This window comes from Methanolinea mesophila (assembly GCF_017873855.1).
Lineage (GTDB): Archaea > Halobacteriota > Methanomicrobia > Methanomicrobiales > Methanospirillaceae > Methanolinea_B > Methanolinea_B mesophila.
This window is the reverse complement of the sequence record NZ_JAGGKR010000001.1, coordinates 1,359,087-1,384,233: the sequence shown is the minus strand read 5'-3', so window position 1 is coordinate 1,384,233 and position 25,147 is coordinate 1,359,087. Positions and strand designations below refer to the sequence as shown.

At 59.8% G+C, this 25,147-nt stretch carries 23 protein-coding genes; 8 read left to right on the top strand and 15 right to left on the bottom strand.

Annotated features, from left to right (window positions below):
* Window positions 1-165: 165 nt before the first annotated feature.
* The gene (locus J2741_RS06590) at window positions 166-624 is read right to left on the bottom strand and encodes a carboxymuconolactone decarboxylase family protein (protein WP_209674202.1); all 459 of its coding nucleotides are present in this window, start codon (window positions 622-624) and stop codon (window positions 166-168) included.
* Between the two features lie 174 nt (window positions 625-798).
* Here J2741_RS06590 and J2741_RS06585 point away from each other — a divergent pair, with 174 nt between their 5' ends.
* Window positions 799-2,403, top strand: coding sequence for a protealysin inhibitor emfourin (locus J2741_RS06585; RefSeq protein ID WP_209674201.1), 1,605 nt, complete (start codon window positions 799-801; stop codon window positions 2,401-2,403).
* A gap of 573 nt (window positions 2,404-2,976) precedes the next feature.
* Here the strand turns inward: J2741_RS06585 and J2741_RS06580 are convergent.
* Entirely contained in the window at window positions 2,977-3,171 is a 195-nt protein-coding gene (locus J2741_RS06580) for a hypothetical protein (protein ID WP_209674200.1), read from the bottom strand.
* A gap of 172 nt (window positions 3,172-3,343) precedes the next feature.
* Here J2741_RS06580 and J2741_RS06575 point away from each other — a divergent pair, with 172 nt between their 5' ends.
* Window positions 3,344-3,871: an FxLYD domain-containing protein gene (locus J2741_RS06575; protein ID WP_209674199.1), complete on the top strand. Its 528-nt coding sequence runs from the start codon at window positions 3,344-3,346 to the stop codon at window positions 3,869-3,871.
* Between the two features lie 208 nt (window positions 3,872-4,079).
* On the opposite strand, the gene J2741_RS06570 is transcribed toward J2741_RS06575, so the two are convergent.
* From J2741_RS06570 to J2741_RS06535, 8 genes are all read right to left on the bottom strand, one after another.
* Entirely contained in the window at window positions 4,080-5,018 is a 939-nt protein-coding gene (locus J2741_RS06570; RefSeq protein WP_209674198.1) for a methanogenesis marker 7 protein, read from the bottom strand.
* The gene (locus J2741_RS06565; protein WP_209674197.1) at window positions 5,015-5,596 is read right to left on the bottom strand and encodes a methanogenesis marker 17 protein; all 582 of its coding nucleotides are present in this window, start codon (window positions 5,594-5,596) and stop codon (window positions 5,015-5,017) included. Before J2741_RS06565 ends, J2741_RS06570 begins: the two co-directional genes overlap by 4 nt.
* On the bottom strand, window positions 5,597-6,835 hold the full coding sequence (locus tag J2741_RS06560) for a methanogenesis marker 15 protein (RefSeq protein ID WP_209674196.1): 1,239 nt from the start codon (window positions 6,833-6,835) through the stop codon (window positions 5,597-5,599).
* Window positions 6,832-7,275 (bottom strand): methanogenesis marker 5 protein, encoded by a 444-nt coding sequence (locus tag J2741_RS06555; protein WP_209674195.1) that lies wholly within the window; start codon window positions 7,273-7,275, stop codon window positions 6,832-6,834. Before J2741_RS06555 ends, J2741_RS06560 begins: the two co-directional genes overlap by 4 nt.
* Before the next feature lies 1 nt (window position 7,276).
* Window positions 7,277-7,735: a methanogenesis marker 6 protein gene (locus tag J2741_RS06550; protein ID WP_209674194.1), complete on the bottom strand. Its 459-nt coding sequence runs from the start codon at window positions 7,733-7,735 to the stop codon at window positions 7,277-7,279.
* On the bottom strand, window positions 7,728-9,257 hold the full coding sequence (mmp3, locus tag J2741_RS06545) for a methyl-coenzyme M reductase-associated protein Mmp3 (protein ID WP_209674193.1): 1,530 nt from the start codon (window positions 9,255-9,257) through the stop codon (window positions 7,728-7,730). Before mmp3 ends, J2741_RS06550 begins: the two co-directional genes overlap by 8 nt.
* Window positions 9,254-10,876, bottom strand: coding sequence for a methyl coenzyme M reductase system, component A2 (gene atwA, locus J2741_RS06540; RefSeq protein ID WP_209674192.1), 1,623 nt, complete (start codon window positions 10,874-10,876; stop codon window positions 9,254-9,256). The genes mmp3 and atwA overlap by 4 nt, the downstream gene beginning before the upstream one ends.
* Before the next feature lie 68 nt (window positions 10,877-10,944).
* On the bottom strand, window positions 10,945-11,757 hold the full coding sequence (locus J2741_RS06535) for an HAD family hydrolase (RefSeq protein WP_209674191.1): 813 nt from the start codon (window positions 11,755-11,757) through the stop codon (window positions 10,945-10,947).
* A 57-nt stretch (window positions 11,758-11,814) separates the two neighbouring features.
* On the opposite strand from J2741_RS06535, the gene J2741_RS06530 reads away from it, so the two are divergent.
* The 3 genes from J2741_RS06530 to dapF are packed head-to-tail and all read left to right on the top strand — an operon-like array spanning window position 11,815 to window position 14,848.
* Window positions 11,815-12,786 carry a ribose 1,5-bisphosphate isomerase gene (locus tag J2741_RS06530; RefSeq protein WP_209674190.1) on the top strand — a complete coding sequence of 324 codons (972 nt, stop codon included), beginning with the start codon at window positions 11,815-11,817 and terminating at the stop codon, window positions 12,784-12,786.
* Window positions 12,783-14,021 (top strand): RuBisCO large subunit C-terminal-like domain-containing protein, encoded by a 1,239-nt coding sequence (locus tag J2741_RS06525; protein ID WP_209674189.1) that lies wholly within the window; start codon window positions 12,783-12,785, stop codon window positions 14,019-14,021. The genes J2741_RS06530 and J2741_RS06525 overlap by 4 nt, the downstream gene beginning before the upstream one ends.
* A gap of 8 nt (window positions 14,022-14,029) precedes the next feature.
* Window positions 14,030-14,848, top strand: a complete 819-nt coding sequence (gene dapF / locus J2741_RS06520) for a diaminopimelate epimerase (RefSeq protein ID WP_209674188.1) — start codon at window positions 14,030-14,032, stop codon at window positions 14,846-14,848.
* 68 nt (window positions 14,849-14,916) lie between these two features.
* Here dapF and J2741_RS06515 read toward each other — a convergent pair whose 3' ends face one another.
* The 5 genes from J2741_RS06515 to larC all read right to left on the bottom strand — a co-directional run bounded on the left by J2741_RS06515 (window position 14,917) and on the right by larC (window position 20,120).
* The gene (locus J2741_RS06515) at window positions 14,917-16,644 is read right to left on the bottom strand and encodes an ATP-binding protein (protein ID WP_209674187.1); all 1,728 of its coding nucleotides are present in this window, start codon (window positions 16,642-16,644) and stop codon (window positions 14,917-14,919) included.
* Between the two features lie 197 nt (window positions 16,645-16,841).
* Entirely contained in the window at window positions 16,842-17,516 is a 675-nt protein-coding gene (locus J2741_RS06510) for a cytochrome c biogenesis CcdA family protein (RefSeq protein WP_209674186.1), read from the bottom strand.
* Window positions 17,509-18,093 carry a hypothetical protein gene (locus J2741_RS06505; protein WP_209674185.1) on the bottom strand — a complete coding sequence of 195 codons (585 nt, stop codon included), beginning with the start codon at window positions 18,091-18,093 and terminating at the stop codon, window positions 17,509-17,511. The genes J2741_RS06510 and J2741_RS06505 overlap by 8 nt, the downstream gene beginning before the upstream one ends.
* A gap of 153 nt (window positions 18,094-18,246) precedes the next feature.
* Complete coding sequence (gene radB / locus J2741_RS06500) at window positions 18,247-18,933, bottom strand: DNA repair and recombination protein RadB (RefSeq protein ID WP_209674184.1); 687 nt, start codon at window positions 18,931-18,933, stop codon at window positions 18,247-18,249.
* A complete protein-coding gene (gene larC / locus J2741_RS06495) occupies window positions 18,933-20,120 on the bottom strand; it encodes a nickel pincer cofactor biosynthesis protein LarC (protein WP_209674183.1) in 1,188 nt (395 codons plus the stop codon). Before larC ends, radB begins: the two co-directional genes overlap by 1 nt.
* Window positions 20,121-20,166: 46 nt before the next feature.
* Here larC and J2741_RS06490 point away from each other — a divergent pair, with 46 nt between their 5' ends.
* The 3 genes from J2741_RS06490 to J2741_RS06480 all read left to right on the top strand — a co-directional run bounded on the left by J2741_RS06490 (window position 20,167) and on the right by J2741_RS06480 (window position 25,146).
* The gene (locus J2741_RS06490) at window positions 20,167-22,587 is read left to right on the top strand and encodes a CDC48 family AAA ATPase (protein WP_209674182.1); all 2,421 of its coding nucleotides are present in this window, start codon (window positions 20,167-20,169) and stop codon (window positions 22,585-22,587) included.
* Between the two features lie 383 nt (window positions 22,588-22,970).
* Entirely contained in the window at window positions 22,971-24,503 is a 1,533-nt protein-coding gene (locus J2741_RS06485) for a class I adenylate-forming enzyme family protein (RefSeq protein WP_209674181.1), read from the top strand.
* Window positions 24,504-24,561: 58 nt separating this feature from the next.
* Window positions 24,562-25,146 (top strand): RAD55 family ATPase, encoded by a 585-nt coding sequence (locus tag J2741_RS06480; protein WP_245249438.1) that lies wholly within the window; start codon window positions 24,562-24,564, stop codon window positions 25,144-25,146.
* Window position 25,147 lies beyond the last annotated feature (1 nt).

Sequence of the window (25,147 nt, the reverse complement as noted above, 5' to 3'; positions counted from 1 at the left end):
GCGCAGGTCCGGGATCTTCTTATCTTTGCTATCGAACCGATATCAGTCATGGTTAACCATATGCCAGAGATATCGCGCCGGGGCCGCCGCAGCGGCGGGGGCGAAGCCCCCGGAAATGTCTAGGAAGAAAGGATGTCAACAGAAGCCATAGTTCCAAAAAAATATTTACAGGTCGTCACAGGGCGGAAGGTCCACGCCCTCGTTTGCGCAGGGGATGCAGCGGGACATCTTTTCATCGATGATCCGGTAGGCGTTGGCCAGGACCGAGGAGTTCGATATCAGACCTGCAAGGAGGATTACCTCGAGAATTTCCTCCCACGACGCTCCTTTTTTCATCGCGGCCTGCATATGGTACCCCGTGCAGTGCTTGCAGCGGAGCGCCGCCCCAACCGCCAGGCTGATAAGCTCCACGTACTTGGGATCAAGGGAACTGGTCTTGGTAACCGCTCCCTTATAGAGGAGGTGGGAGATAAGGACCTCGGGACGCTCCGACATTCTCTGGAATATCAGGGGGGTCCTCCCGTATTCCCGTTCTATGTCCTGCATCCATTGGGCCGCGGTATCTTCGCCGCCTTTTTCGAGTATCTGGTGCAGGGTCTCTTCAAAGTCTTCCAGCTCCTTCATCGACGATCTCACCTGTACCAGATCTCTCTCTTCGCCCTGACATAACTTTGTCATCCTGCAAGGCCGGACCGTGCGATCCGTAGTTGCGAAAATTTTCGCAGTATAAGAAGGATATTTATCAAAATGCTTTCATATCTAAGCGTGGTTCCACGCGAACCGAGGAATCGGATCAATATGAAATATCACATCGCAGGCAGCCGCGCCATGGCCCTCCTGCTGGTCCTGGCGTGTTGTTTTGGAGTCGCCGGCACCGCAGAGGCGGCTCTTATATCGAGCGGCGGTTCTTTTACCGAAATATCGTCTGCAACGCTTCAGGAATACCACCAGAACACGGGGGCTGCCCGGGGCACCGTCGCATCGGACCTAATCTCCCGGTTCGATGAGGGTAACAACCGGGAATTTTCCGGAAATTCGGCAATAGTGAAGTATTTCCACAATTCAGATGGAGATACTGCCGGGATCTTTAGGATCACCGCACTCTCGTCCTTCGGACCGTTCCAGGGCGACAGTAAGACAGCGTCGTTCCGTGAGCTTGTCGAGAATCGGCTCTCGGGTCTCCTTCTGCCGGGAACAAACCCGGGCTCGTTCACTGTGGTCTCCGGAACCGGGGTGATCCGGTTCATCGACCTTGAGGACGGATTTTTCGGGATCATCGCCGATGACGGTACGCATTACCTCCCGGATTCCCTGCCTGAAGAATACCAGGTCGACGGACTTAAGGTCTCCTTTACCGGGATCGCAGGACAACCCGCGGCCAATGTCAGGATGTGGGGAACACCGCTGCGCCTGAACTCCCTCGAACCGTGCACCTCCGGAAGCGGGATCTCTGCCTCCGGGACGGTGCGGTACTTCGACCTCGAGGGCGGGTTCTATGGGATTGTCGCGGATGACGGGGCACATTACTATCCGTTGAACCTCCCCGCGGCGTATGCCGCGGACGGGGCGAGGATCCGCTTCACCGCCACGGAGGAGGATGTCGCCACAATTGCAATGTGGGGAGTCCCGGTCACGCTCCTCTCGGTTGAGCCGCTCGACACACCCGCGGGGAACTCCCCCGTTTCGGGCGTCTGGACACTCGTCTGGTACATTGCCGACGGATCACCGCGTACGGTAGTCCCCGGGACTGCAGTCTCGGCCGAATTCGGGAGCGAGAACCGGCTCACCGGGACCGCCGGATGTAATCATTATTTTGCCGAATACCTGGTCTCGGGGGACACACTGACCGTGGGAGCAGCGGGAAGGACCGAAATGTACTGCACCCCGGACGGTGTAATGGAACAGGAGGACACATACCTGGACCTCCTTTCGGCAGCCGCGGGGTTCAGGGTTCAGGGGGATGATCTCCAGGTCTTCGATGCCAGGGGCACTGAGATCCTCCACTTCGTGAGAGGAGCTCCCGACGCCGGAGAAGAAAAACCCATACTCGTCGAATTTACCAGGACCGGAGGGTTTGCCGGATTCAATGACGCGCTCACCGTCTATCAGGACGGGACCGCAACCGTGACCCGGAAGGAGTTTACCCGGGGGATTACCCTGTCTGCCGGGGAGCTCTCGACGATACGGCAACTCCTGCAGGACGCGGCGTTCAGCACGCTGCTGCCCGAATATCCTCCCGCGGCACCCGGAGCGGATTATTTCACCTACACGGTGACATATGAAGGAAAAACCGTCACTTCCGTGGATACCGGAGTTCCGGAATCACTGCAGCCCTTGATCGAGATGCTGGGCACCCTCGTCGGCGAGAATGCGCCGGACGACGTGGCGCCCCCGCTTCATTAATTTTTTTACCCGGCTATTTTTTTTCATATTTTCGACTTTGTTGAGATCCTTATTCCTGATGTTCCCGGCCCTTCGCCCCCGCCGCTCTGGCAGCGCGGTGCGGTGGTTTCTGGAAAAGTTCAACCCTGGCTGATATCGCAAAACTCATCGGTAAAGGATACCAGACTAAAAAATGGTCCCGGCATATTTCGTAGGAGCGAAAAAGCGGCGGGGCAGGGCATCTGGAGCATTATACAAAGCAAATTAGACCTTTATTGATGGCCCTTGCAGGGAATTTTAAAAAGTGATTCCGCAAGACCAGGGCCGATGCACGATGCCGCTATAAAAAATTTTAAATAATTCAGAAGGATAAATCCTTCCGTCCATAATATAGGGACAGGAGGTGCTGCGGTCATAAGGGAAGATTTGTGCGAATCCTGGCGTGCCGGGGCATTTCGATGGCCCGGCATTCCCGCGTATCCTTACGAATAGTCAGATTCAGAGGTGAAAAGAATGACAAGGGCAGGACCGGCCCCGGGAATGGTATATGAAATCACCCCGCGAACCCCTCCATTTCAGGAGGGCCAGGAGGGCTCAGATCAGCTCACCGAACCCCCGGGGCTGCAGCTCGGATCGTACCGGTACTTCATCGGGCACCGAAACGGAGAACCTGTTCTCCTTCGATGCCTTGAATCCGAATCCCGTTACCTGTCGGAGGTGGTGGATCACGAACTGCTCGGTATCACAGAGCATGATATCATGGTGGCAGTCCGCGAATGTCCCGATCATATCGAGTCCGATGCGATTCCGGTCTCAGACCATGTAAACAGGAAACTCCAGATACTTTTCCGGTAACCGGCGCGGGGGCAACTAAAAACCCCCCGGCCGGGCTTTTTTTAGAATTTCACGAAATACCTTAAATAGCACGCTCTCCGAATGTGTTCATCAGGAGGAATCTAGAATGAACTCAGCCAGAACAAAATGGGCCGGAATATTCTCCGCGATTATGATACTGAGCTTCACGCTCCTCGTGTGCGGATGCCTGGCCCCCGGAGTCCCGGGCGGTCCGGCACAGGCGACAGAGACCCCCACCATCAGCCCGGTCGGAACCGAAACGACCCGAACGGGGACCGCTCCCGAAGGTGTGATAGTGCTCCCCGAGGGGAGCGAGATGTTCGTGACCAGGCCATGGGGCTACGAAAAGTTTGTTCCCAACCCGGCACTCCATGCCACGCTCCAGGAGACCAGGGTAGAGACGGATAGTTCAGGCAGACTCTACCTTACCGGAAGGATCAAGAACGACAGCGAGTATACGGTCGAATATATCGAAGTGACTTTTAATCTCTTCAATGCGAATGGGGCGCTCATTGGAAACGCGGTCGCAAGCGCCTATTTCCTCCCCGCCGGAAAGACCTGGGTATTCCGGACCAACAGTTTCGATGCGAGCGGGTACCAGTTCAATGAACTGGCAGACATCTTTACCGCATAATTTTTTTGACCGGCTCTGTCGGCACACCGATTCGGTTAAGGCTCCATTTTGTGTCGTTTCCGGCAGCGCCAGGAGCACATCCCTGAGCGGATGTTCTCCAACTTCCGCCTGAGGGAGTATTCCTTGGTTCACTCACAGGGTTATCATCAGGTCACCGGTAAAATTAAGCCGCGATTCGCGAACGTTACAAAAAAAGACTTGAGCTCCATCAGATCATGATGTTCGTGTCGGAGAACGGGCGAATTTTAAGGAGGATATAATCCCTCATCCTGGAAGGCCTGATATCCGCGAGGTCCCCGATGGTAACCCCCCGTTCGATCTCCAGTTTTTTCAGGACTGTTGAGAAGGTGTCGTACGGGAGTTTTACCCGGAGACCGGTCATCTGGACCGTGATCGGGGTTGGGGAGAGCACCCGGTGGATCTCTTCCACCTGCTCCCGGATAATATCCATAAGCCTGGCGGGGGATACGGAGAGGGGGTCCTTTGCGATCTCCTCCCTCTTTTTCGAGACGACCCGGGTGATCTCCGCAACCACCTCTTCCAGCTTGTCGATCTCCTCCGACTCCTTGGTACGGTGCATGAACCTCCCCACTTCACCTACATACCCGTCCACCGGAGGGTCGATGATCTTCTGCAGGGTCTCCTTCGAGGGTCCTCCCGATACCACGATGGGGACCTCGATCCCCCTCCGCAGCACCGGGAACTTGTGCCGGATACATTCCTCGAAATCGCCGAGCAGATAAATCGCGAGGTCGTGCTCGTTGATTACGTCCCGTTCCTCGTCGTTCAGTTGCGCGATCCGTTTCCCAAAACCCCGGGCAAGCCCTACCATGTTGGTCTTGGCACCGAACCGGCGGATGTACTCTGCGACATCGCAGGATGCGTGGGGAAGATGGTGGATCTCGAGGCTGGGAGTGACCACCGCAATCTCGGTCCCTACCAGGGGTGAGGGCGTGATCTCCCCGGCGAGAGGTTTGGCCACTTCCCGGATGAGCGCGATATCGTCCCGGGGTACAAGGGCCTGGATCACCACCTCCGTTGCGACCATCTGCTTCTGGATGATGTACCCTCCCACGTCCTCGATCAGGTCCACGATCTCGTCGTTCCGGTAAAGGCCGCCCTTGTAGGTCACCGGCTCGAGAATCATAGTTGCTCCCCCATGAGCGCAAATTTCCGACGAACGAGGTCCTCGATATCCTCGGGGAGCGTATCCTCGCTCGCGACAAGGTAGAACTTACCCCCCGCGTAATATTGCCTCCGGACCTTGAACCCCTCGGGCTGTATCACCTGCAGCGCGTAGATCAGGTCCTTGTAGAGGGTAACACTCGGGTCCATTACCACGAGATCCTCGAGCCCGGCCTGTTCTTCGGGAGCGAGGTCCAGCAGGATAGTAAACCGGTCGGGCTGATCGACCCGTTCCTTTCCGAACTTCTCCCAGAGGAGGTGTAACAGGGCCGCGAGGTACGCCTCGTCCCCGATGGTGATGGTCACCTGGCGGTCCTGGATATTGACGTCGGCAAAATCCCTGACCTTCACCGGGCCGGGAAGTTTCTTGGTGACCCCCACGGCAATGAACAGGGGCACCCGGGGATCGATGAAGATGTGAAGTTTCCGGATGACCCTGATCAGGTTATGATCGAGAAGGACGATGTCCGCGATCTTCCGGTAGTACTCCTTCCCTGCGGCCTCGGGACACTCGACCTCGAAATACTCCACCGAATCCATTCATTCTCCTTTGATGTACCCTGAGGCAAGAAGGGCCGATCCCACCGCCCCGATGTACTGGGAGTGGTGCGGGACCACGATCTCGGTCTGGAGCAGGTCTCCCATGGCCCTGACAAGGCCCTTGATCAGCGAGGTCCCTCCCACCATGATCACCGGGTCCTTGATATCCACCTCCTGCAACTGCTGCTCGAATACCTGCTCGGCAACGCTGTGGCAGGCGGCGGCGGCCACGTCCTCCCTCGAGCTTCCCGCGGCGAGAGCGTTCACCAGGCTCTGGGTCCCGAACACGATACAATAACTGTTCATCGGCACCTCCCGGGACATCCCCTTCATCGCAAGGGGGCCGAGCTCAGTGATGTCCACCCCCAGGCGCTTCGCGGTCATCTCCAGGAACCTCCCGCTCGCACCGGCGCAGATCCCGCCCATGGTGAACGTGCCCGGGATCCCGTCCTGGACGCTGATGGCCTTGTTGTCCATCCCACCGATGTCGATGACCGTCGAGGGGCCGTGCTGGGCGTCGGCAAGGTATACCGCACCCTTGGAGTTGACCGTGAGTTCCTCCTGGATGAGGTCGGCGCCGATATGCTGCCCCACCAGGAACCTCCCATATCCGGTCGTTCCTATTGCCTGGATCTGATCCCTGGAAATCCCCGATTCCTGGAGCGCGAGCTCGATGACCTGCTCGGCGCTCTTGAGCACCTCGGTGGTGGGGAGCCAGCCGGTACCGACGATCCTGTTGTCCTGCATCACGACTGCCTTGGTGGTAGACGAACCACTGTCCACCCCCATGGTGATCCCCTCCTGCACCTCCCTCGCGAGGAGCGCCCTGCGTCGTGCGATGGTGGTGAGGGCCTCCATACGGGTGAGAAGGGTTCCCGCCGTGGTCCGTTCGGTAAACGAATAGCTCACCACCGGGAGGTTCGAGTTCTCGTGGATATAGCGGCGGAGCTCGTTCCGAACGATGGCGGCCTCGGCACACCGGAAGCACGTGGCGATGAACACCGCGTCGGCCTCGACCCGCCCGTCCACCAGGGCCCTGGCCCGGGCGATGGAGAGCTTCAGGTCGGGGCTCCGGACGTCGAGCCCGAACAGGGCGTTATCCCTCTGGATATCCGAGAGTTTAAGGTCAGGGAAGAAGATCTCGGCGTCCACCGCGCCCGCCGCCTCCTCGATCTCCTTCTGCACCCCGCTGTACTCAGGCCCGCAGGAGAGCTGGGCTATCCTCACCTTCGTAGTCATTTACCCTCCAGGCCGGCAAGGAAATCCCTTATGGCAGCCACGAATTCGATACCTTCCTCTTCAGTACGGGGATAGACCAGGTCCAGAACGGGGATCCCCCGGGTGCGGATAAGGAACGCGAGCAGCTCGTTGGTCCTTGCGCATCCCATGCACCCGAAGGAAAAGTCCGCATCGTTCACCACGATCGCGGCATCGGCGTCCTCGACCATGGGGCCGAAGAGCGCCATCCTCCCCCGGACGCCCGACGGGACTTCGACCGCGGCATATTTCAGTCCTTTCTTGGGGTCTTCCGGGGTAACCTGCAAAGGAGGGGACTCCAGGCCGGCCGTCTGGATGCGTTCCCGTATCTGCATCGCCGCACTCAGCGGTTTATGGCCGAACCTGGCCACCAGGTCGGAGAGGATCAGGCTCGTTACGGGATATATGAACACTTTTGCCATTTCAGGACTCCTGGGATTCGATGATCTTCTTCAATGTATGGACATCCAGTTTTTTCTCGGTCTTCGGCACGGGAGGTTCCGGCACTGCACCGGGCGGCCTGGAGGGGAGTTTTTCCAGCCCCTTCGAGACATTTTTTATCAGGGTCAACTCGTACTCGTGCCCGTAGTATCCGGGCCGGGCCCCTCCGAGATTTGCCCTGCACCTGCGGGGGTCCCCCGGAGGGAACCCGCGGTCTTTTACAAATATGTGGACGGGGTCGAGCGACCTGAGCCGGTTGATGATCTCGTCTACCTCGGATTCTTTCCCGGTAATCTGCAGCCCGAAGCAGGTCTCCTTGATCATCACCCCAAGGGAGATCTCGTATGCACGGAGTGCCAGGTCGGAGGGGGTCATGTCCGGGGAATCGACAAAGACATATTTGGTCACTGTCCCTACATAGCGGGGTTTGTACTCAGCCATTCACAACCTCCCGGATGTACACCGTTTCATTCTCTTTCAGTCCTTTCAGTTTCTCCGTATCGATCACCCACCCGATAAGGTTCGTCCCCTCGAACGGCTCGGAGGTGGGCCCGAACTCCCGGTTTTCCGCAAGCCGGACCCCTACAAGGCCGGCGCCTTTCCTCGAATCGTTAGTGATGGCAAGGCTCCCCGCGGGAACAACCTCTTTCGGTGCATTCTCCGGATTAATCCTCGTTCCATGGGGTAAGGAGGGCTTGAATAAATATACCTCCTCGAAATTGAACAGGAACGGGATCCTCCCGACCCCGTGGAGGTCGAGACCGGTGATCCTTCGGAAGATCTCGCACGATTCGGGGGCATTCGCGTCGTCCAGGCGGATATCGATCACATGTTCCTCCGGGATAGCGGTAAGTGCGGCCGCCCGGGCGGCGAGGCATTCGAGGGTAGTTCCGGGATCCTGGTCCACCACCACACGGGGGTGGTTGGCGGGCTCATATTCAAGAGCTATTCCCCGTGTTTCCGCAATCCGGATCGCCTCGTCCAGCGGCACTCCGATGAGATCGAACCGGTCCGGCATAACCCTTACGCAGAGAGTGTCCCCCTGCCGGGCGAGCTTTGCCAGTTCGATCCCGTGGACGACCTGGCCTGCGACGGTATGACTCGGCACGGAGGGGATGTCCGTGGTATAGATGTATACGCTTCCCCGCGACTTCCCCCTGGTGCGGAGGGTCACGCTCCCCTCCATCCGGCCCACCGGGTTCTCCTCGGGGACATCGGTCCCCGCGCTCCTCTGGTCCTCGATGTAGGTGCTCGCGGCCCGTTCAACGATGAAGTGCCCGTCTTTTAGGGCCAGGAGCATCTTCTCGACGCTCGACGCGCTGCCGGTGTCGATCTCATCATCCCTGTATCCGTCCGCATTGATCGCCGCGAAGGTCACCACCTGCATCCCTTCTTCCAGGGGCGTGGCCATCTCCCGGGTGGTAAAGGACTGCGTGGTATCGGCCCAGCTGATTACCGGGGCGATCCCGGTTATCCGGTCGCCGGTGGCCCACCGGTCGATCACGCCCCTCCCGCTGGTCACCTTTCCCAGCACTCCTCCGCCCTCGGGAGCGCCGAGGTCGGAAGAATGGCGCATCTTTGCAAAAATGAGGTAGGAACGGGTAGGGTCGTACCCTCCGCACCCGAGGATAACATCCCCCCGCTCGTAGAGGAACGGTTTCCTCGCGGGAGCGAACTGCTGCGGAAAAGGACCGAACGCAGCAGCGTACCGGTCAGTCCAGTGGAGCCCGGCTCCCTCGCCGAGTGCAGGGAGGGAGAAGACCTCGTTTCCCGAGGGAAGCGCTTCCACCACCACCTCCCCCGCAGTGGTCAGGATACGAAAACTCCTGGTGGTCGCAGATTCCTGTGCGCCGGGCCTGATGACCGCCACCACGCAATCGGGGTCCGGGGAGGGGATGATATCAGCAAGCGTGCTGCCTTTCGGAACCTTCCGGAACTCCCCGTCGACCTGGACGGTGATCATTCCCCACCCGTCGCTTCACCCTTCCCCATGACTTCGCGTTCCTCATCGGTCAGGCTGCCGAGTACTTCGGACGTTTTGCCGATCTCCACGATCTTCCCGCCTCTCATCAGGGCGATCCGGTCGCAGATATCCCGGACAAACTCCATGTCGTGGGAGACCACGATGAATGTCTCCTCCATGTCGTCCCTGGCGTGGAGGATCGAATGCTTCACATCGATCTTCGTGAGGGGGTCCATGGTGCCGGTCGGTTCATCGAGGATGACCAGCCTTGGTTCGCGAATCAGCACCTGGGCCAGGGCCACGCGGTGCCGCTCACCCTCGGAGAGCTGTGAAGGATAGCGGTCGAGCACTTCCCTGCTCTTCGTTTCCGAGAATCCCGCCATGCGAAGGGTGAGTATCGCCTTTCGCATCGCAAGTTCCTTCGGGAACTCCAGACCTATTGCATCGGTGAGGTTGTCCAGGATGGTCCGGTGGGGGAAGAGGTCGTACTCCTGGTGGAGCAGCCCGATGTAGGACTTTGCCCGCCCGCGGTTCTCGATACCGGGTTTGGTCATGTCCACGCAGTCCTCACCGATCCGAATCAGCATCTCCCCGCTGGTGGGTTCTATGATCCCGGAGATTATCCGTGAAAGCGTCGTTTTCCCCGCACCGCTCTTTCCTATGATCCCGAAGATCTCCTTCGAATGCACGTCGAATGTGACCCCGTTAACCGCCCGTACCACTCCCCGATCTACGGAAATATAGCGTTTATAGACGTCCCTGGCAGTCAGGATCCGCTCGCCGATCTCGATCGGTTCGTAGGCCTCGGTGTCGCTCAAGTCTTCCATGAACCGGTGGATGACCTCGGCAGGTTTTCCAATCTTGAGTATTTTTCCTTCCTCAAGGAGGATGGCCCTCGATGCGACGTCCTGGACCACTTTCGAGAAGTGCGAGGTGACCACCATCCCCATGTGGTTCGTCTTGGCCGCGTCGACCAGCATATCGTGCACGAGGGTGGCGGTTTCAGGGTCGAGCGTCCCCGTGGGCTCGTCTGCGAAGAGAAGAAACGGATCCTTCGCAAGTTGCCTGGCCAGCACCACCCGCTGCTTCTCCCCGCCGGAGAGGTCTCGGGCGATATGCATCATCCGGTGGGAAAGGCGTACCTGGTCGATCAGGTCCGCGGCCCGGTTGATCGCCTGGTCCTGGGGATAATTGATATCGTCAAGTGCGTGCAGGACGTTCTCGATGACCCTGTCGTTTCCGTAGAGTGCAAAGGTCCGCTGGAACATGATCGCCGTCCGGCGCATGACTCTTCGTTTTTTCTCCTCGTAGGCAGGGTTCCAGAAATCCACTTCCTCCGGTTTCAGGGTGCCTCCGCAGACCGGGCACGCTTTACCGGACGATCCCGGCAGGTCGAGATAGTCGCACCCGCTGCAGGAGGCGACATGGTAGATGATCTTTCCCGAGGTGGGGGGTTGGTCGACCCCCCTCATCAGGTGCATCAACACAGTTTTGCCTGCGCCGCTTCGGCCTATAATTCCCAGGATCTCTCCTTCTTCGAGGGTAAAAGAAATATTGTCAAGGACTCGCTTTCCATCGAAGTCCATGCATAAAGAATCCACGGTGATCAGGGGGGGCATGACGAACCTCTCTGTAGGTATAGTTGAACTGAAAACATATTACCTTTTATATCTCGATAAATGAAGATTCAGGGAGTAATAAGATTTCTAACAATATCCACGACCCCTCTCACGTTTTTTACCACGTAGTGGGCGGTATGATATAATTCCTGGGGTTTGTCCCCGGCCTGTTCCTCGGTGAGGACCGCGATGTCGGCACGTTTCATGGCACAGAGATCGTTTATCCCGTCCCCCACCATGACCACCGAGTCGTATTCCGCCTGGAGGTCCGCGACTATCTGTGCCTTCACGGTGGGGGTGGCCACCCCGTACACCCTGTCCCGGGGGATACCGAGGTAATCCGCCATCTTCTCGAGTTTCGCCACCCTGTCCCCGGATGCGATATACGTGGGGACACCCATGCGGTGCAGTTCGGTGATCGCCTCCCTGGCTCCTTCAAACGGGCGCCCGCCGGTGGTAACGGTAAATTCTATGCCACCGAGCAGCATGTTCAGGATCACCCCGCTATTCATGGTGACCACCGATTCCCTCTTGCACACCGACCAGACGTTCCGGATGCAGTCCTGGAGGTCGCCTACCCTGGCACGGGTATCATTGTACAGGGCCGTGCCCACATCCTCGGCGGTGATGACCTTCCTGGTGCAGCTTATACCGAACCCGGCCTGGTGGTCGACCAGGTATTCCGCGAGGGGGACGTCTGCCGGGGTCTCGATGATGTCACGGGAATGCACGTGAATAACCACCAGGACCCGTTCGGGCGAACTGAACGTCAGGGTGACCGTCTCGATCCCAGGCAGCAGGTGCTGGTTCACCACATCCTTTGCCACCCGGTAGGTGTGCAGGAGCGTTCCTGCGCTGTCAAATACCACGGCAACCGACATCCCTGCCTCTCCCGGAAAGTTCTTTGGAGTGTATCCTCATCTACTCTTGGGAATGTTATGGTGATTTCGGAGACTGCAGAGAAGATCCGGTCCATGGAGATCCGGGGGGCCGGGAGGATCGCCCGGTCGGCGGCGGCGGCCCTGCGGGACCATGCCGGGGAGATCGACGCCTCCGACCTTCCGGGCTTCGTGTCCGGGATGCAGCGGGCTGCGGAGATCCTCCTCGAGACACGGCCGACCGCGGTCTCCCTGCCGAATGCGGTCCATTCCGTCATGGCGGCGCTCGCCGGGGCAAGGGACGTTGAGGACGCCAGGGAACGGATAAGAGCGGCCGCAGACGAGTTCATCCGGTCGTCCGGCGAGGCTGTAAATAGGATCGCGGCGATCGGGGCCCGCCATATCCGGGATGGGGACATCGTGCTCACCCATTGCAATTCGGAGGCTGCATTGGGATGCATCCTCGCGGCGTCCAGGGATGGGAAAGATTTCGAGGTCTTCGCGACCGAGGTCCGCCCGAGGAACCAGGGGCTGCTCACGATCCGGGTCTTAAACGATGCGGGCATCCGGACCAGCTATATCGTGGACTCGGCGGTGCGTTCGTTCATGAACGACGTGGACCTCGTGGTGGTCGGCACCGACGCGGTCACGGTCAACGGAGCGGTGGTGAACAAGATCGGGACCTCACAAATCGCCCTGGCCGCACACGAGGCCCGGACCCCGTTCATGGTGGCGGCGGAAACGTACAAGTTTGCGCCCCGTACCATTCTCGGGGAGTTGATTGCGATCGAGGAACGAGACCCTGCCGAGGTATTGTCTCCCGGACTGCAGGAAGGCCTCCCTCACGTCCGGGTCCGGAACCCTGCGTTCGACGTGACCCCCGCGGAGTACGTGGACCTGATCGTGACCGAACGGGGTGCCATCCCGCCCCAGATGGCGTATATCATCATCAGGGACTACCTTGGCTGGGATCTCGAAGAGTTCAGCAGGGAATCCGTGAGCCGCAGGAATGAAACGGAGCTCTGCATATGACGCGTAAAGAATCTTCAGGAACGCCGGGTTCACCGGGAAAAGACGTCACTGCAACCTATTATTTCAGGCCGAAACATGGCACCGACCCGGGGGAGGCCGCAAGAGCCATCGCCGAAGAGGAGAGTACCGGGACGTGGACGGGAGTCACCACAAGGGTGGAATACATCCGGCGCCTGGACGGGACGGTGGAATCGGTGCTCCCTTCGGGGTCCGGGTATGTCACCAGGATCCATTATCCCGTGGAGCTGTTCGAACCGGGGAACGTGTCCCAGTACCTCTCGGTAGTTGCGGGAAACCTCTTCGGGCTCGGCCTCCTGGAAACGGTGCGACTGGTAGACGTGGAGTTTACCGACGAGCTGATTAGCTTTCCCGGTCCGAAATTCGGCATCTCCGGGGTAAGGAGGATAATCGGCACGACCGACCGTCCTCACATCGGGACGATCATAAAGCCGAAGGTCGGACTTACCCCGGATGACACCGGTGCAGTTGCCTATGACGCCGCCATCGGGGGAGTCGACCTCATAAAAGACGACGAGACACTCACCGACCAGCCGTTCTGTCCGATGGAAGCGAGGGTACCTGCGGTTATGGCTCGCCTCGAGGAGGCGAAGAGCGAGACAGGCCGGCAGGTTTTGTATGCGGTCAATGTCAGTACCAGACCGGACCGGATCGTCGACCGGGCGACGCAGGCGATCGAGCTCGGGGCGAACATGATCATGGTGGACGTATTCCTGACTGGTTTCGGGGCCCTCCAGGCCCTCGGAGAGGATCCCTCGATCAAGGTGCCCATCCACGTGCACCGGGCGATGCATGCCGCGTTAACCCGGAACCGGGAGCACGGCATCGCCATGCGGGTGTTCGCCCGTCTGGCGAGGATGCTCGGGGCCGATCAACTGCACACCGGAACGGTGAGCGGGAAGATGGACCATGACCGGGACGAGGTGCTGGCGGACAACCTGGCCCTTACCGAGCCCAGTTTCGGCCATAAGCGGACCTTCCCCGTCGCGAGCGGAGGGCTCCACCCGGGGCTCGTCGCGGGGGAGCTCTCCATCCTCGGGACCGACGTCGTGCTCCAGGCAGGCGGCGGGATACACGGGCATCCCGACGGGACCGCTGCCGGGGCCCGGGCGATGCGCCAGGCGGTCGATGCCTATATGGCCGGGATCAGCGTCACCGACTATGCACACCATCATTATGAACTAAAAAGAGCGCTAAAACTCTGGGGCTATTCGTAGGTGTTCTCATGGAGATCGATTTCACTAAGCTGCAGGGAAACGGGAACGACTTCATCCTTGTGGACGAATACAAGGGCACGGTCATCCCCGACGAGATGAAAAGCCAGTTTGCCCGTCTCTTCTGCGACCGCAGGTTCGGGATCGGCGGCGACGGGGTACTCTTTCTCACCCCTTCGGAGCGCGCGGACCTCGGGATGCGCCTCTTCCAGGAGGACGAGAGCGAGGCCGAGATGTGTGGGAACGGGATCCGCTGTTTTGCCAAGTATGCGTTCGACCAGGGATACGTGAAGGAGAAGTGCCGGGTGGAGACCCTCGCGGGAGTGATCGGGGTGGAGATGGCCTACGAAGAAGACACGTTCATGGCCGTTATTTCAATGCCCGACCCGAAATTCGACCGGAAGGACATACCGGCCACCGGCGAGGGGGAATACCTGGAGAACGTGCTGGGATACGATGTCCGGGCGGTGAACACGGGGGTACCCCATGCGATCGTTTTTGCGGAAGATGTGGACGCGGTCGACCTGGAAGGGCTGGCCCCTTCCATCAGGAACCATGCGAGCTTCCCGAAGGGGGCGAACGTCAACTTTGTGCAGATCACCGGGAAGAACTCCCTGAAGATACGGACCTTCGAGCGGGGGATCGAGGGAGAGACCCTCTCGTGCGGGACCGGGGCGACCGCTGCCGCGGCGATGGCCCATAAACTCGGGATGGTGGGAGACGAGGTGGACGTGGAGACTCCGGGAGGAAACCTGGTGATCTCCCTCGGCAAGGAGACCCGGATGAAGGGTCCGGCCGTCACGGTTTTTTCAGGATCCATTCCATTCTAGTGAAGGAGCACGTACCGGAAAGAAGAGGAACATGATCCAGGGCCGAGGATCTGGGAACGACCGGGGATTCAGCCCGCATTCCCGTGATCTCTCCATGCCGGTCCGGGAACGCGGATCTCGAACCTGGCACCTTCTCCCGGCACTCCGTTCTCATGGATCGTGATCCCGGTGGTTGACAGGATCTCCCGTGAAAGCGCGAGGCCGATTCCGGTGTGTTTGCCGTACCCCTGCCCAAAAATCCTCTCCTTTTCGCCATTTCGTATTCCCGTGCCGTTATCGGCAATCACCAAAAGAAGGTCCCCGCTTCCGCCCACCTGCGTGGATATATCAATTTGTGTAATTTTCCCCCCGTGCCGGAACGCATTTTCAAGTATGTTATACAGGACCTTTGAGATGAGTGGGTCGGCATAGATATCCACATCGTCGATATTTCGGACTATCGCGACCTTTCCGGCGGGGAGATCAGCGACTGCTTTTGCACACAACGTTTCGAGCGGCTGCCAGGAAGGTCTGTAGAGCCCGATTTCCTGGTAATCCCTCGTGAACATGAGGTGCTGATCTATCTTCTCGACTATTTCGAGGCATTTTTCAAGATAATTATTCTCGTCCGGGGTGAGACGGCTGCTTTTCAGGAGGTCGAGGTATCCCCACAGGGCGGTGACGAGGTTCGTGATATCGTGCCGTGTCAGTTGTGTCATGAGCGAGATCTTCTCGTTCGCCACCCTGAGGGCGTGTTCGGATTCCTTCCGACGGGTAATGTCACGGAGAATGAGAATGAACCCGGCCGGGTCCCCGGCCGGGTCACGGACGAGAGCGCCCGAAATGCTGAGAACAACGATCCCGTGCGCCCCCCGGTGGAGTACCTCCACGTCGGAGAGGGTCTCCCTCTCAACAAGGGACGGAATTATCGAAGAGAGTGCCGGGTCGCTGATACATTCTGTGATTTTTTTACCGGCCAGGTCCTTTCCGGGAGCCTTGCATACCGCTGACGCCCGGGCATTCGCCATGACGATGCTCCCGTCCAGGGTGCCGATGATCAAGCCGTCCGGGAGAATTCTGACGATGTCGGGCGCTGCAGTGCCGGGACTCAGGGTGAAGAGCTCGTACCTGATGATACTGTAGGTGATAATGACCGAGAAGAGGATTATCCCGGTAAACACCAGGTTGGGAAGATAAATGCCATAGATCTGCAGGAGTATTCCGGACGGAATGCCGAACGCGATCACGAGGGCGATTCCCGCACTCACCAGCCGATACTGGCGGCGGGTCTTCTCCTCGCGGGATCTCAGCCAGGAACCGGTACTTACGGCCAGGGCAGCACCCATAACGACGAGGGTGTAGGCGCTCTCGGCGATGTAGACGAAGCTTTCACTGGCGACCTGGTACACGAACCCCGTCCCTGGCACGAACTCCACGGTGTAGATCAGGGATGTCCCGATCCCCGCACATGCAAAGAGAACGGCAGGCAGGTAGATGAGGAGAGGAACGACCCACGGCCTGGACCGCTTCAAAAGGCTGCTGCCGCTCAGGACCAGAATAAAATGGAGCGTCGCCGCGGGGACAAGGGGCCAGAACGAGCTTAATTTAAGCCAGAACAGGGTCCCGTCGTACGAGCCCGCCATCCAGAGGGAATATTCCCCGAATGCCCAGTAGGTTGCGGCCACCATAACAAGGAAAAAAAGACGGTGGGTCAGGGAAGCCGTGTTCCTGGCCAGGATAGTGAAACCAAGCGCCCAGGTGATGAATGCCGATATGATGCAGAGCGCAACCAGAACCGTAAACAGCACCGTAGACACTCCTCACTCTCCTCCTTCCGACCGGTGCGATGCGCTGCACCCGGCGCCTGCGAATCCTGCCATCCCGTCTCCCGGGTTAACCGGAGTCGAATGCAGCTATGTCCCGATAAGGATCGAAAAGAGTTTTGGTATGGTTCCTCTTCGGGAAGGTGGCATAGCCGATTTGCTCAGGGTACCGGTATAGCGATACCGGGGAATCAACCGGGCGTAATCCCGAAGAACTCCGCAAGGAAATACAGAGAGATCCCGAGCAGGATGATCCCGGTGACGAGGTCGATCCCCCTCTTGTGCCGGGTCACCCATTCCACCATCCCGGGACCCCCTCTGGCCGAAAGCGCGGCGATGAGGAAGAGCGGGACTGCCATTCCCAGCCCGAACGCGATGAAGGTCGTCAGGTTTGCGAGGAGACCGGTGAACGTCGTGGCAAGGGCGATCAATACCACGAAGGAGATAGCGTTGCAGGGAAGTATGACAATCCCGAAGAAGAGGCCCATGCCGAACGCGGCCGGATACGGGGAACGGAAACGGGGGGTCTTTATGGAGACGGGGATACCCGGTTCGATCCCCAGGATGAGGAGCAGCCCTGCGACGGCCAGTACCCCAAACGCCACCGGGGAGATTATCCCGATCATCCGGGAGAGCGGGACCGCGAACAACGAGGAGACGATCACCCCGAACACTGCCATCGAGAGCAGCACTCCTGCAGTCACTACGAGCCCCAGAAGAACGGGGGTAAAACGTGACCCGGTGTTCCCGGTCTGGCGGGAGAGAAAGGCGATGAACCCGGGATACAGCGGGAGGACACAGGGGGAGGTGAGGGGTGCGAGCACCCCGGCGACGAAGGAAATGCCCCACGCGGAGAGATCATCCACTGTGCGAACTCACCTGGAGGATCAGTTCCCGGAGGCTTTCGGCTGATTTTATTCCTGCCGGAAGCATTTGCGCCGTCCCGTCCGGAGTAACCAGGATTACCGGAGCGGATGAGGGGGTGATCACCTGCACCCCGAAACAGTCCACAAGCATCTGTGTGGCATCGACCGGGGACAGGGCGTAATACCCATAGTATCCGTTTGCCTCGACGTTTGCCTTCAGATCTGCGGCTTTCTCGTTCGGGTCGATATCCAGGCCCACCGCCTGGAACGATACATCGGGCATCTGTGAGAGCCGGAGTATCTCCTGCTGCTGCCGGGTGCATATCGGGCAGGAGAGGGTGAAGGTAAACACGAGCACCGGCTCTCCACGCATCCCGCCGACGTTGAATTGTGTCCCGCTCACGACATCGGTCAGGGCGTAATGGTGCCAGGCCTCACCCTGCAGGGTGTCCCGGGTTTGTGTGCCCTCAGCCCCCCGGGTGACCGGAGGGGTCGAAGTACAGCCTGATAAGGCGGTTGCCGCCACCAGGATCAGGACGATAAGGGCGATGAGCATATTCGGCGGTCGCATATCCATGAAAAGAATCAGGATCATGATTTAATAAAATATGGCCCCCGGCATATCCGGGAGATGGGTTACCGTGCGAAAGACCGTGCTGCACAGGCTCCTGTTCTACAGCGTGCCGGGTTTCCAGCGAATTTCGGGCACAGCCGGCGGTATAAAGAAGATTTATTTTAAAACCGGGTTTTCCCGCGGGCGGATACCCTCGTTGACAATGTCGAACCGGAGCACTCCCCCTGCAGGGAGAGACCGGTGCTTGACCAGGGTGGCCTTCCGGTGGGAATCAATACGATCGATCCGCACGATGACCTTCGAGATGTGCTCGAGCGCGGTCCCCCCGAGGCCCATGTACACGTTCTTCACCATGTCCATGTAGACCTGGTTGGTGATCACCACCGGGATGTCGTAGCGTTTTGCATACCCCAGCAGCTGTACCATCTGGGCAGTCAGTTTCTGCATGGCGTCTTTTCCTTTCGCCAGACGGGTCCGGTAGAGTCCGGTTGCGGAATCGAGCACGATGAGCCCGATATCGCCGCCCCTCAGATGGGGGTCGAGCTGCCCGATCACCACACCCTGTTCCTCGAAGTCATGGGGTTCGAAGAGGATCAGCCTCTCGGAAAGACCGAGTGCATCGTCACCCGCAATCTGCCGGAACCTCTCGATGGAAAAACCCTCGGTGTCGATGAAGATGACCCCCCTGCCCTGTCGGAGCGAGGAGACCGCGATCATCACGCAGATGGTGCTCTTCCCTCCGGCAGGCTCCCCGAAGAACTGGGTAATCACCCGGGGCTCCACTCCTCCTCCCAGGAGACGGTCGAGATCCGGGCTCCCCGTCGGGAGGAGAGCATCCGCCATCAGGTGCTCCTTTCCTCACGAAAGGCTGCCCTGGCACTGTCCTCCACGATAAGCGCAAGCTCCCTGACCGGGACTCCCAGCTCGTCGGCCCACGCCGCCAGTTCATCATATTCCGCCTTCAGGGAGAAGATCTTCCCCTCCAGGAGCCCGAGTTTCACCGTAATAGCCCGTTGCTGGCCGAAGGCCTCCACAGTCACCTTCCGGAACTCACGATCGGCCACGAACCGGTGCACGGAGGGAATGCAGCGCACCCCGAGCGTTCCGAGTTCGGCGGCGAGCATCCTGGCCATCTCTCTGCTCTTGTGCGGGGAGACCATAACCCGTATGAGGTAGCCGGGCCTGCCTTTCTTCATCAGGCAGGGAATTGCGCTTACGTCCCGGGCCCCTGCGTCCATTATCCGGGAAAAAGCCGAGGCGAGCACCTCACCGTTCACGTCGTCCACGTTGGTCTCCAGGATGTCCACCTGGCCGGGGGTACCTCCCTCTCCTTCCAGGATCATGGAACGGAACACGTTCGGAGTCCGGGGGGAATCCCGTGTCCCCGCCCCGTACCCCACGCCGGTGACCCGGCCGGTGAGCGGACCGCCGGGCAGGGACGCGACGAATTCCGCGAGCAGCGCGACGCCGGTAGGAGTTGCGAGTTCTCCGTCCTCAGGGCTTCCCAGGAACGATTCGAGGGACGAGTCGCGGAGGATGACGAGGGTCGCCGGGGCGGGGACGGGGTAGCTCCCGTGGTGGCCCTGGATCATCCCGCCGCCAAGTGCGACAGGATACGCCCAAATACCGTCGACGTTGAGCGTATGAAGGGCGGTGCACGCTCCTATAATATCCGCGACAGCATCGTCCGCACCCACCTCGTGGAAATGGGCCGTCTTTCCGTGGACTTCCTCCTCCGCCCTTGCGATCCGCGAAAAAACCCTCCCTGCCATCTCAAGTGCGGGAGCGGGGGCTTTTGCCGATGAAAGCCGGTCTAATACTTCGTCGAGAGTCCGGTGGGAATGCCCCGCCCTGGTATGGACCTTAAAAGCCGTAATCCCGACCCTGTTGACCGTGGCGATCTCGGGTGTTTCCACCACCGATGCCATTGCTGCGATGACCTGGTCGCGGTCCGCCCCGAGGTGGAGGAGGGATCCCGTGATCATGTCTCCCGCGGCCCCGCGGAACGGATCGAGGACAAGAATTCGCATGGTTGAACAAGTACTTATAAATCCCCGTATATATGACCTTTAGGTCATGCCGGAGATTTATCTGAAGGTGGATAGCGCGTATCCGGGAGACCAGGGGGGCGGAAAGGCCCGGCTCGATCCCGAGACGATGCTTTTTTTGAAGATATCCCCCGGGGACATCGTGGCGGTGGAAGGGAAACGCCGTACGGTGGCCAAAGTCTGGCGCTCCCTGGTTGAGGACTGGAATCAGAACAAGATCCGGATCGACAACTTCACCCGGGTGAACGCCGGGGTGAGCATCGGCGACACGGTGCGCATAATACCCATCAAGGACGAGGTGGAGGCGAAGGTGGTCGTTCTGGCGCCCCCGGAGGACCTCCCCAAGAATATCCCCGTCGCCAACAATCCCAATGCGTTAAACGCCCTGATCGACTTTCCGGTGATGCTGAACGATTCGGTGCCCATCACCATCGGGCTGCCCTTCATCCAGCCCCAGATCGTTTCCTACAAGGTGGTGGAGATCGAGCCGGAGGAAGCGGTGATCATTACCAAGAACACCCGGATAGAGTTCTCCGAGAAGCCCGCCGCGGGGTTCGAGGGCCTGAAACGTATCTCCTACGAGGATATCGGGGGCTTGAAAGACGAGCTCCAGCGCCTCCGTGAGACGATAGAGCTCCCTCTCCGCCATCCCGAGCTCTTCCAGAAACTGGGGATCGAGCCTCCCAAGGGAGTGCTCCTCTACGGCCCTCCGGGGACAGGAAAGACGCTGATCGCGAAGGCGGTGGCGAACGAGAGCGGCGCCCACTTCATCTCCATCGCGGGGCCGGAAGTGATCTCCAAGTATTACGGGGAGAGCGAACAGCGGTTGCGCGAGGTCTTCGAGGAGGCAAGGGAGAACTCCCCCTCGATCATTTTCATCGACGAGCTGGACTCCATCACTCCCCGGCGCGAGGAGGTGACCGGCGAGGTGGAACGGCGGGTTGTCGCCCAGCTGCTGACCATGATGGACGGGCTCGAGGAGCGGGGGCAGGTGGTGGTGATCGGGGCGACCAACCGGCTGGACGCCATCGATCCCGCGCTGCGCAGGCCCGGACGCTTCGACCGGGAGATCGAGATCGGGGTCCCGGGCGAGCCGGACCGGATCGAGATCATGAAGATCCATACCCGGGGAATGCCGCTTTCGGAAGACGTGAGCCTCGACCTCATCAGCCAGCAGACCCACGGGTTCGTAGGGGCGGACCTCGCGGCGCTCGCCCGTGAGGCGGCGATCAGGGCGCTCCGCCGCTACCTCCCCTCGATCGACCTGGATGAGAAAGAGATCCCCCAGGAAGTCCTGGACACCCTCCAGGTTACTTCCGGGGACTTCCGGGGCGCACTCAGGGACGTCGGCCCCTCCGCCATGCGGGAGGTGATGCTGGAAGTGTCCCACGTCACCTGGAAGGAAGTGGGTGGGCTCGAGGAGGCCAAGCAGGAGGTCCGCGAAGCAGTGGAGTATCCGCTCACTCAGCGGGAACGGTTCGAGGAGCTCGGGATCCGACCGCCGAGAGGTGTGCTGCTCTATGGTCCGCCGGGGACCGGGAAGACGCTGATCGCGAAAGCGGTGGCGAACGAGAGCGGGGCGAACTTCATCGCTATCCGCGGGCCACAGCTCCTCTCCAAGTGGGTCGGGGAGAGCGAACGGGCCGTACGCGAGGTGTTCAAGAAGTCCCGCCAGGTGGCTCCGTCCATCCTCTTCTTCGACGAGATCGACGCCCTCGCCCCGGCGAGGGGGACCGGAGGGGACTCGCACGTAATGGAGAGCGTACTCAACCAGTTCCTCACGGAGATGGACGGGCTCGAAGACTTAAAGGACGTGGTGGTGATGGGAGCCACCAACCGTCCCGATATCGTCGACCCCGCGATTCTCCGGGCCGGGAGGTTCGACCGGCTGGTCTACGTGGGAGAGCCCGAGGCAGTGGACAGGAGGAAGATCCTGGGCATTCACACCCGGTACATGCCTGTGGACGGTTCCCGGATGGAAGAACTGGTCACCCTCGTCGAACGCCTGGATGAGGAAGGGATCACGAACCTGGTGGACAAACTCGGGGATGACCGGGAAGTCACCGTGGAAGAGATCGCACCCCTCGTGCAGGAGATCACCCCCGGAAAGGAGAAGGTGCTCAACCGGGGCCAGCGAAGGAAGCAGCTGGTGGACGTGCTCGTCCAGCACCGCCTCGTCCTGAAGGACGAACCGAGGGACAATCTGATCTCCGCCATCGCGGCCCGGTCGGAAGGCTACGTCGGCTCTGACATCGAGTCGCTCTGCAGGGAGGCGGGGATATTCGCCATGCGGGAAGGTGCGGAGAACGTCACGCTCAAACACTTCGAGCAGAGCCTGGACAAGGTGCACCCCACCATGAACGAGCGGCTCCGTGAATCATACGGCCGTATCCGGCAGCACTTCAAGGGTGGCCTGCCGAAAGAAGTGCAGCCACCCGAATACCAGTAATTTCCGGCGGAAAACCGCATCCGCGGTTTTTATCCAAATTTCACATTTTTCCATCTTTTAGGGAAGAACGCATAATCTCACCAGTCAGTTCGAGTTTTCTTCAAACGGGATAGACGCCGCCGCCCCGAAGGGCGCCCCGCGGCGGATCAGGAACCTTTCCTGTCGAGATTCCTGGAAATATTCTGCATAACGACGACCCGGTAATATCCCGTCCAGGGGCGCCACAGCGGCGAGGCGGAGCCCCGGGAGTGTCCTGATTCAACGTCATCACGAAAACGGCGAAGCCGTTTTCCGCCGCCAGAAACAGGCAGGATTAAGTGATAAAATGGACACAATTATACATCAGTGTATATTCCTGTGAGAGCATTTCCCGGAGTGAACCCATGCCCAACGTGACCACGTTCCTTGATCAGCACGCTTGCGACCCGGCCCTCGTCGCGCTCAGGGTGCCACACACCGGGGAATCCCTTACCTATGCGGAACTGCTCGAACAGGCATGCCGACTGGGGAACGGCCTGAAATCACGGGGAATAGCGAAGGGAGACCGGGTCTGCATCTATCTCGACAGCTCTCCCCGCTACCTCGTCTGCTACTTCGCATTGTGGCGGATAGGGGCGGTCGCCGTCCCGGCCAACATCGTGTACAAGGCCGACGAACTGGCCCACGTGCTCAGGGACTCCGGGGCACGTGGCCTTATCTGTGCAGGAGGATCTGCGGCGGTTATCGCGGAAGACGCGGTGAAGGGAGTCCCCGGTGTCGATGTGGTGATCCGGGTCGGGGAAGGAAGATTCGGCGAATCCTGGGACGAAGTGCTTCTCACGGCGTCACCGGAACTGCCTGCGGAACACTGCGGGTTCGATCACCCCTGCCAGCTCCAGTATACCGCCGGGACCACCGGCCGGCCGAAAGGGGCGGTCCTCACCCACGGGAACTGGATGGCCGCCCTGGATGCCGAGCGGGAGGTCCTCTCCCTCCGTGCCGGGGATGTCTACCTCGGGATCTATCCCATGGGCCACGTGGGGGTGAGCTGGGGGATCGCGGCGCTCCGCGCCGGAGGGACCTACCTGATCATGGAGCGTTTCTCGGAGCAGGAGTATCTGGACATCTGCAGGGACTTTTGCGTAACCGTGCTCGCGGCAATGCCGCCGGTGATCCATACCCTCGCCGGAGCGCCGCAGGGAACCGAGGACAGCCTGCGCACCGTGCGGGTAATCATCAGCGGCGGAGGGCAGCTCCTGCCCGTTATCTGGGAGAAGTTCGACCTGCGATACGGGATCCCGATCGCGAATTCCTATGGGCTCTCTGAGACCATCGTGGTGGGAACGGGGACCGCGACCATCCCGGATCATCCGGAACTCACCCGGAATTACCAGAGCGTAGGGTGCCCTGTAGGCTACTCGGAGGTCAGGATTGTCGACCCGGATGACCCGGGGTGCATGCTCTCCTCAGGCGAACCCGGAGAGATCGCCCTCCGCGGGCCGGCGGTGGCGCTCGGCTACTGGAACCTCCCGGAGGCAAGCGCGGAACACTTCCGGCCCGACGGCTGGTTCCTCACCGGCGATATCGGCTACCTTGACCCCGGGGGAGTGCTGTTTATCACCGACCGGAAGAAGGACATGATCATCATGTCGGGGTGGAAGGTCTATCCCACGGAGGTGGAGAACGTGATCCTCCAGCACCCGAAGGTCGCGGATGTCGCGGTATTCGGACGGGACGACCCCCGGAAGGGAGAAATCCCGGTCGCAGCGGTGGTGCTGGTCGCCGGGGAGACCCTTACCGCAGAAGAATTGGAGGAGTTCTGCAGGGCCCGGATGGCCGGGTATAAGATCCCGAGGGAGATGATCGTGCTCCCGTCGCTTCCCCGGGCTCACGGGTGGAAACTGCTCCGCCGCTCGCTCCGCGAACAGTTCGGGTGAAACAATCCCGATAACACTTATCAGGCCGGCTTGAGAATAGTAATTCGGGGAAATCCTTTTGCCAAGGGAAGATCGCAGGTCCAGCGGTGTAGGGGGTCTGGACCAGGCCATGGAGGGAGGCTATCCGCTCGGGACCACCATAGTGGTCATAGGCTCCCCTCTCACCGGTATCGAGCACATCACCCGGCAGTTCTGGCGGGTGGACAACGAACCCGGGACCTATCTCATGATGGACGCCGAGATCGAGGAAGGAATGATCGATGCGAGAGGGATCGATCCCTCGGCGTTTGTCCCGCTCTACAAGGGAGACCGCCTCGTGGTGGATTCCCTTTCCTCGGTGATCCTCAAATTCGGGATCGAGAAAGCCCTGGACTGCATGATCGCCGCCGAGAAAGAGGTGGCTGCCCGGAATGCGAACATCATGTTCACCGTCTACCCTGAACTCCACTCCGGCGTCGAAGAGTTCCAGGTATTGCGGCGGGCCGACGTGGTAATCGAGCTCAAGGAAGTGATCTTCATGAACGAGATCGAGCGGCAGCTCGCCGTTCACAAAGCCCATAAAATGGCGGTGCCGAAACGGCTTATCCCGTTCAACATCACCGAGAAGGGGATCGAACTCTCCACCACCTCGAGAGTGGTATAAC

Coding starts and splice junctions, on each gene's coding strand:
- J2741_RS06590 (WP_209674202.1), bottom strand. CDS start 624: ATGAAGGAGCTGGAAGACTTTGAAGAGACCCTGCACCAGATACTCGAA.
- J2741_RS06585 (WP_209674201.1), top strand. CDS start 799: ATGAAATATCACATCGCAGGCAGCCGCGCCATGGCCCTCCTGCTGGTC.
- J2741_RS06580 (WP_209674200.1), bottom strand. CDS start 3,171: ATGATCGGGACATTCGCGGACTGCCACCATGATATCATGCTCTGTGAT.
- J2741_RS06575 (WP_209674199.1), top strand. CDS start 3,344: ATGAACTCAGCCAGAACAAAATGGGCCGGAATATTCTCCGCGATTATG.
- J2741_RS06570 (WP_209674198.1), bottom strand. CDS start 5,018: ATGATTCTCGAGCCGGTGACCTACAAGGGCGGCCTTTACCGGAACGAC.
- J2741_RS06565 (WP_209674197.1), bottom strand. CDS start 5,596: ATGGATTCGGTGGAGTATTTCGAGGTCGAGTGTCCCGAGGCCGCAGGG.
- J2741_RS06560 (WP_209674196.1), bottom strand. CDS start 6,835: ATGACTACGAAGGTGAGGATAGCCCAGCTCTCCTGCGGGCCTGAGTAC.
- J2741_RS06555 (WP_209674195.1), bottom strand. CDS start 7,275: ATGGCAAAAGTGTTCATATATCCCGTAACGAGCCTGATCCTCTCCGAC.
- J2741_RS06550 (WP_209674194.1), bottom strand. CDS start 7,735: ATGGCTGAGTACAAACCCCGCTATGTAGGGACAGTGACCAAATATGTC.
- mmp3 (WP_209674193.1), bottom strand. CDS start 9,257: ATGATCACCGTCCAGGTCGACGGGGAGTTCCGGAAGGTTCCGAAAGGC.
- atwA (WP_209674192.1), bottom strand. CDS start 10,876: ATGCCCCCCCTGATCACCGTGGATTCTTTATGCATGGACTTCGATGGA.
- J2741_RS06535 (WP_209674191.1), bottom strand. CDS start 11,757: ATGTCGGTTGCCGTGGTATTTGACAGCGCAGGAACGCTCCTGCACACC.
- J2741_RS06530 (WP_209674190.1), top strand. CDS start 11,815: ATGGTGATTTCGGAGACTGCAGAGAAGATCCGGTCCATGGAGATCCGG.
- J2741_RS06525 (WP_209674189.1), top strand. CDS start 12,783: ATGACGCGTAAAGAATCTTCAGGAACGCCGGGTTCACCGGGAAAAGAC.
- dapF (WP_209674188.1), top strand. CDS start 14,030: ATGGAGATCGATTTCACTAAGCTGCAGGGAAACGGGAACGACTTCATC.
- J2741_RS06505 (WP_209674185.1), bottom strand. CDS start 18,093: ATGGATATGCGACCGCCGAATATGCTCATCGCCCTTATCGTCCTGATC.
- radB (WP_209674184.1), bottom strand. CDS start 18,933: ATGGCGGATGCTCTCCTCCCGACGGGGAGCCCGGATCTCGACCGTCTC.
- larC (WP_209674183.1), bottom strand. CDS start 20,120: ATGCGAATTCTTGTCCTCGATCCGTTCCGCGGGGCCGCGGGAGACATG.
- J2741_RS06490 (WP_209674182.1), top strand. CDS start 20,167: ATGCCGGAGATTTATCTGAAGGTGGATAGCGCGTATCCGGGAGACCAG.
- J2741_RS06485 (WP_209674181.1), top strand. CDS start 22,971: ATGCCCAACGTGACCACGTTCCTTGATCAGCACGCTTGCGACCCGGCC.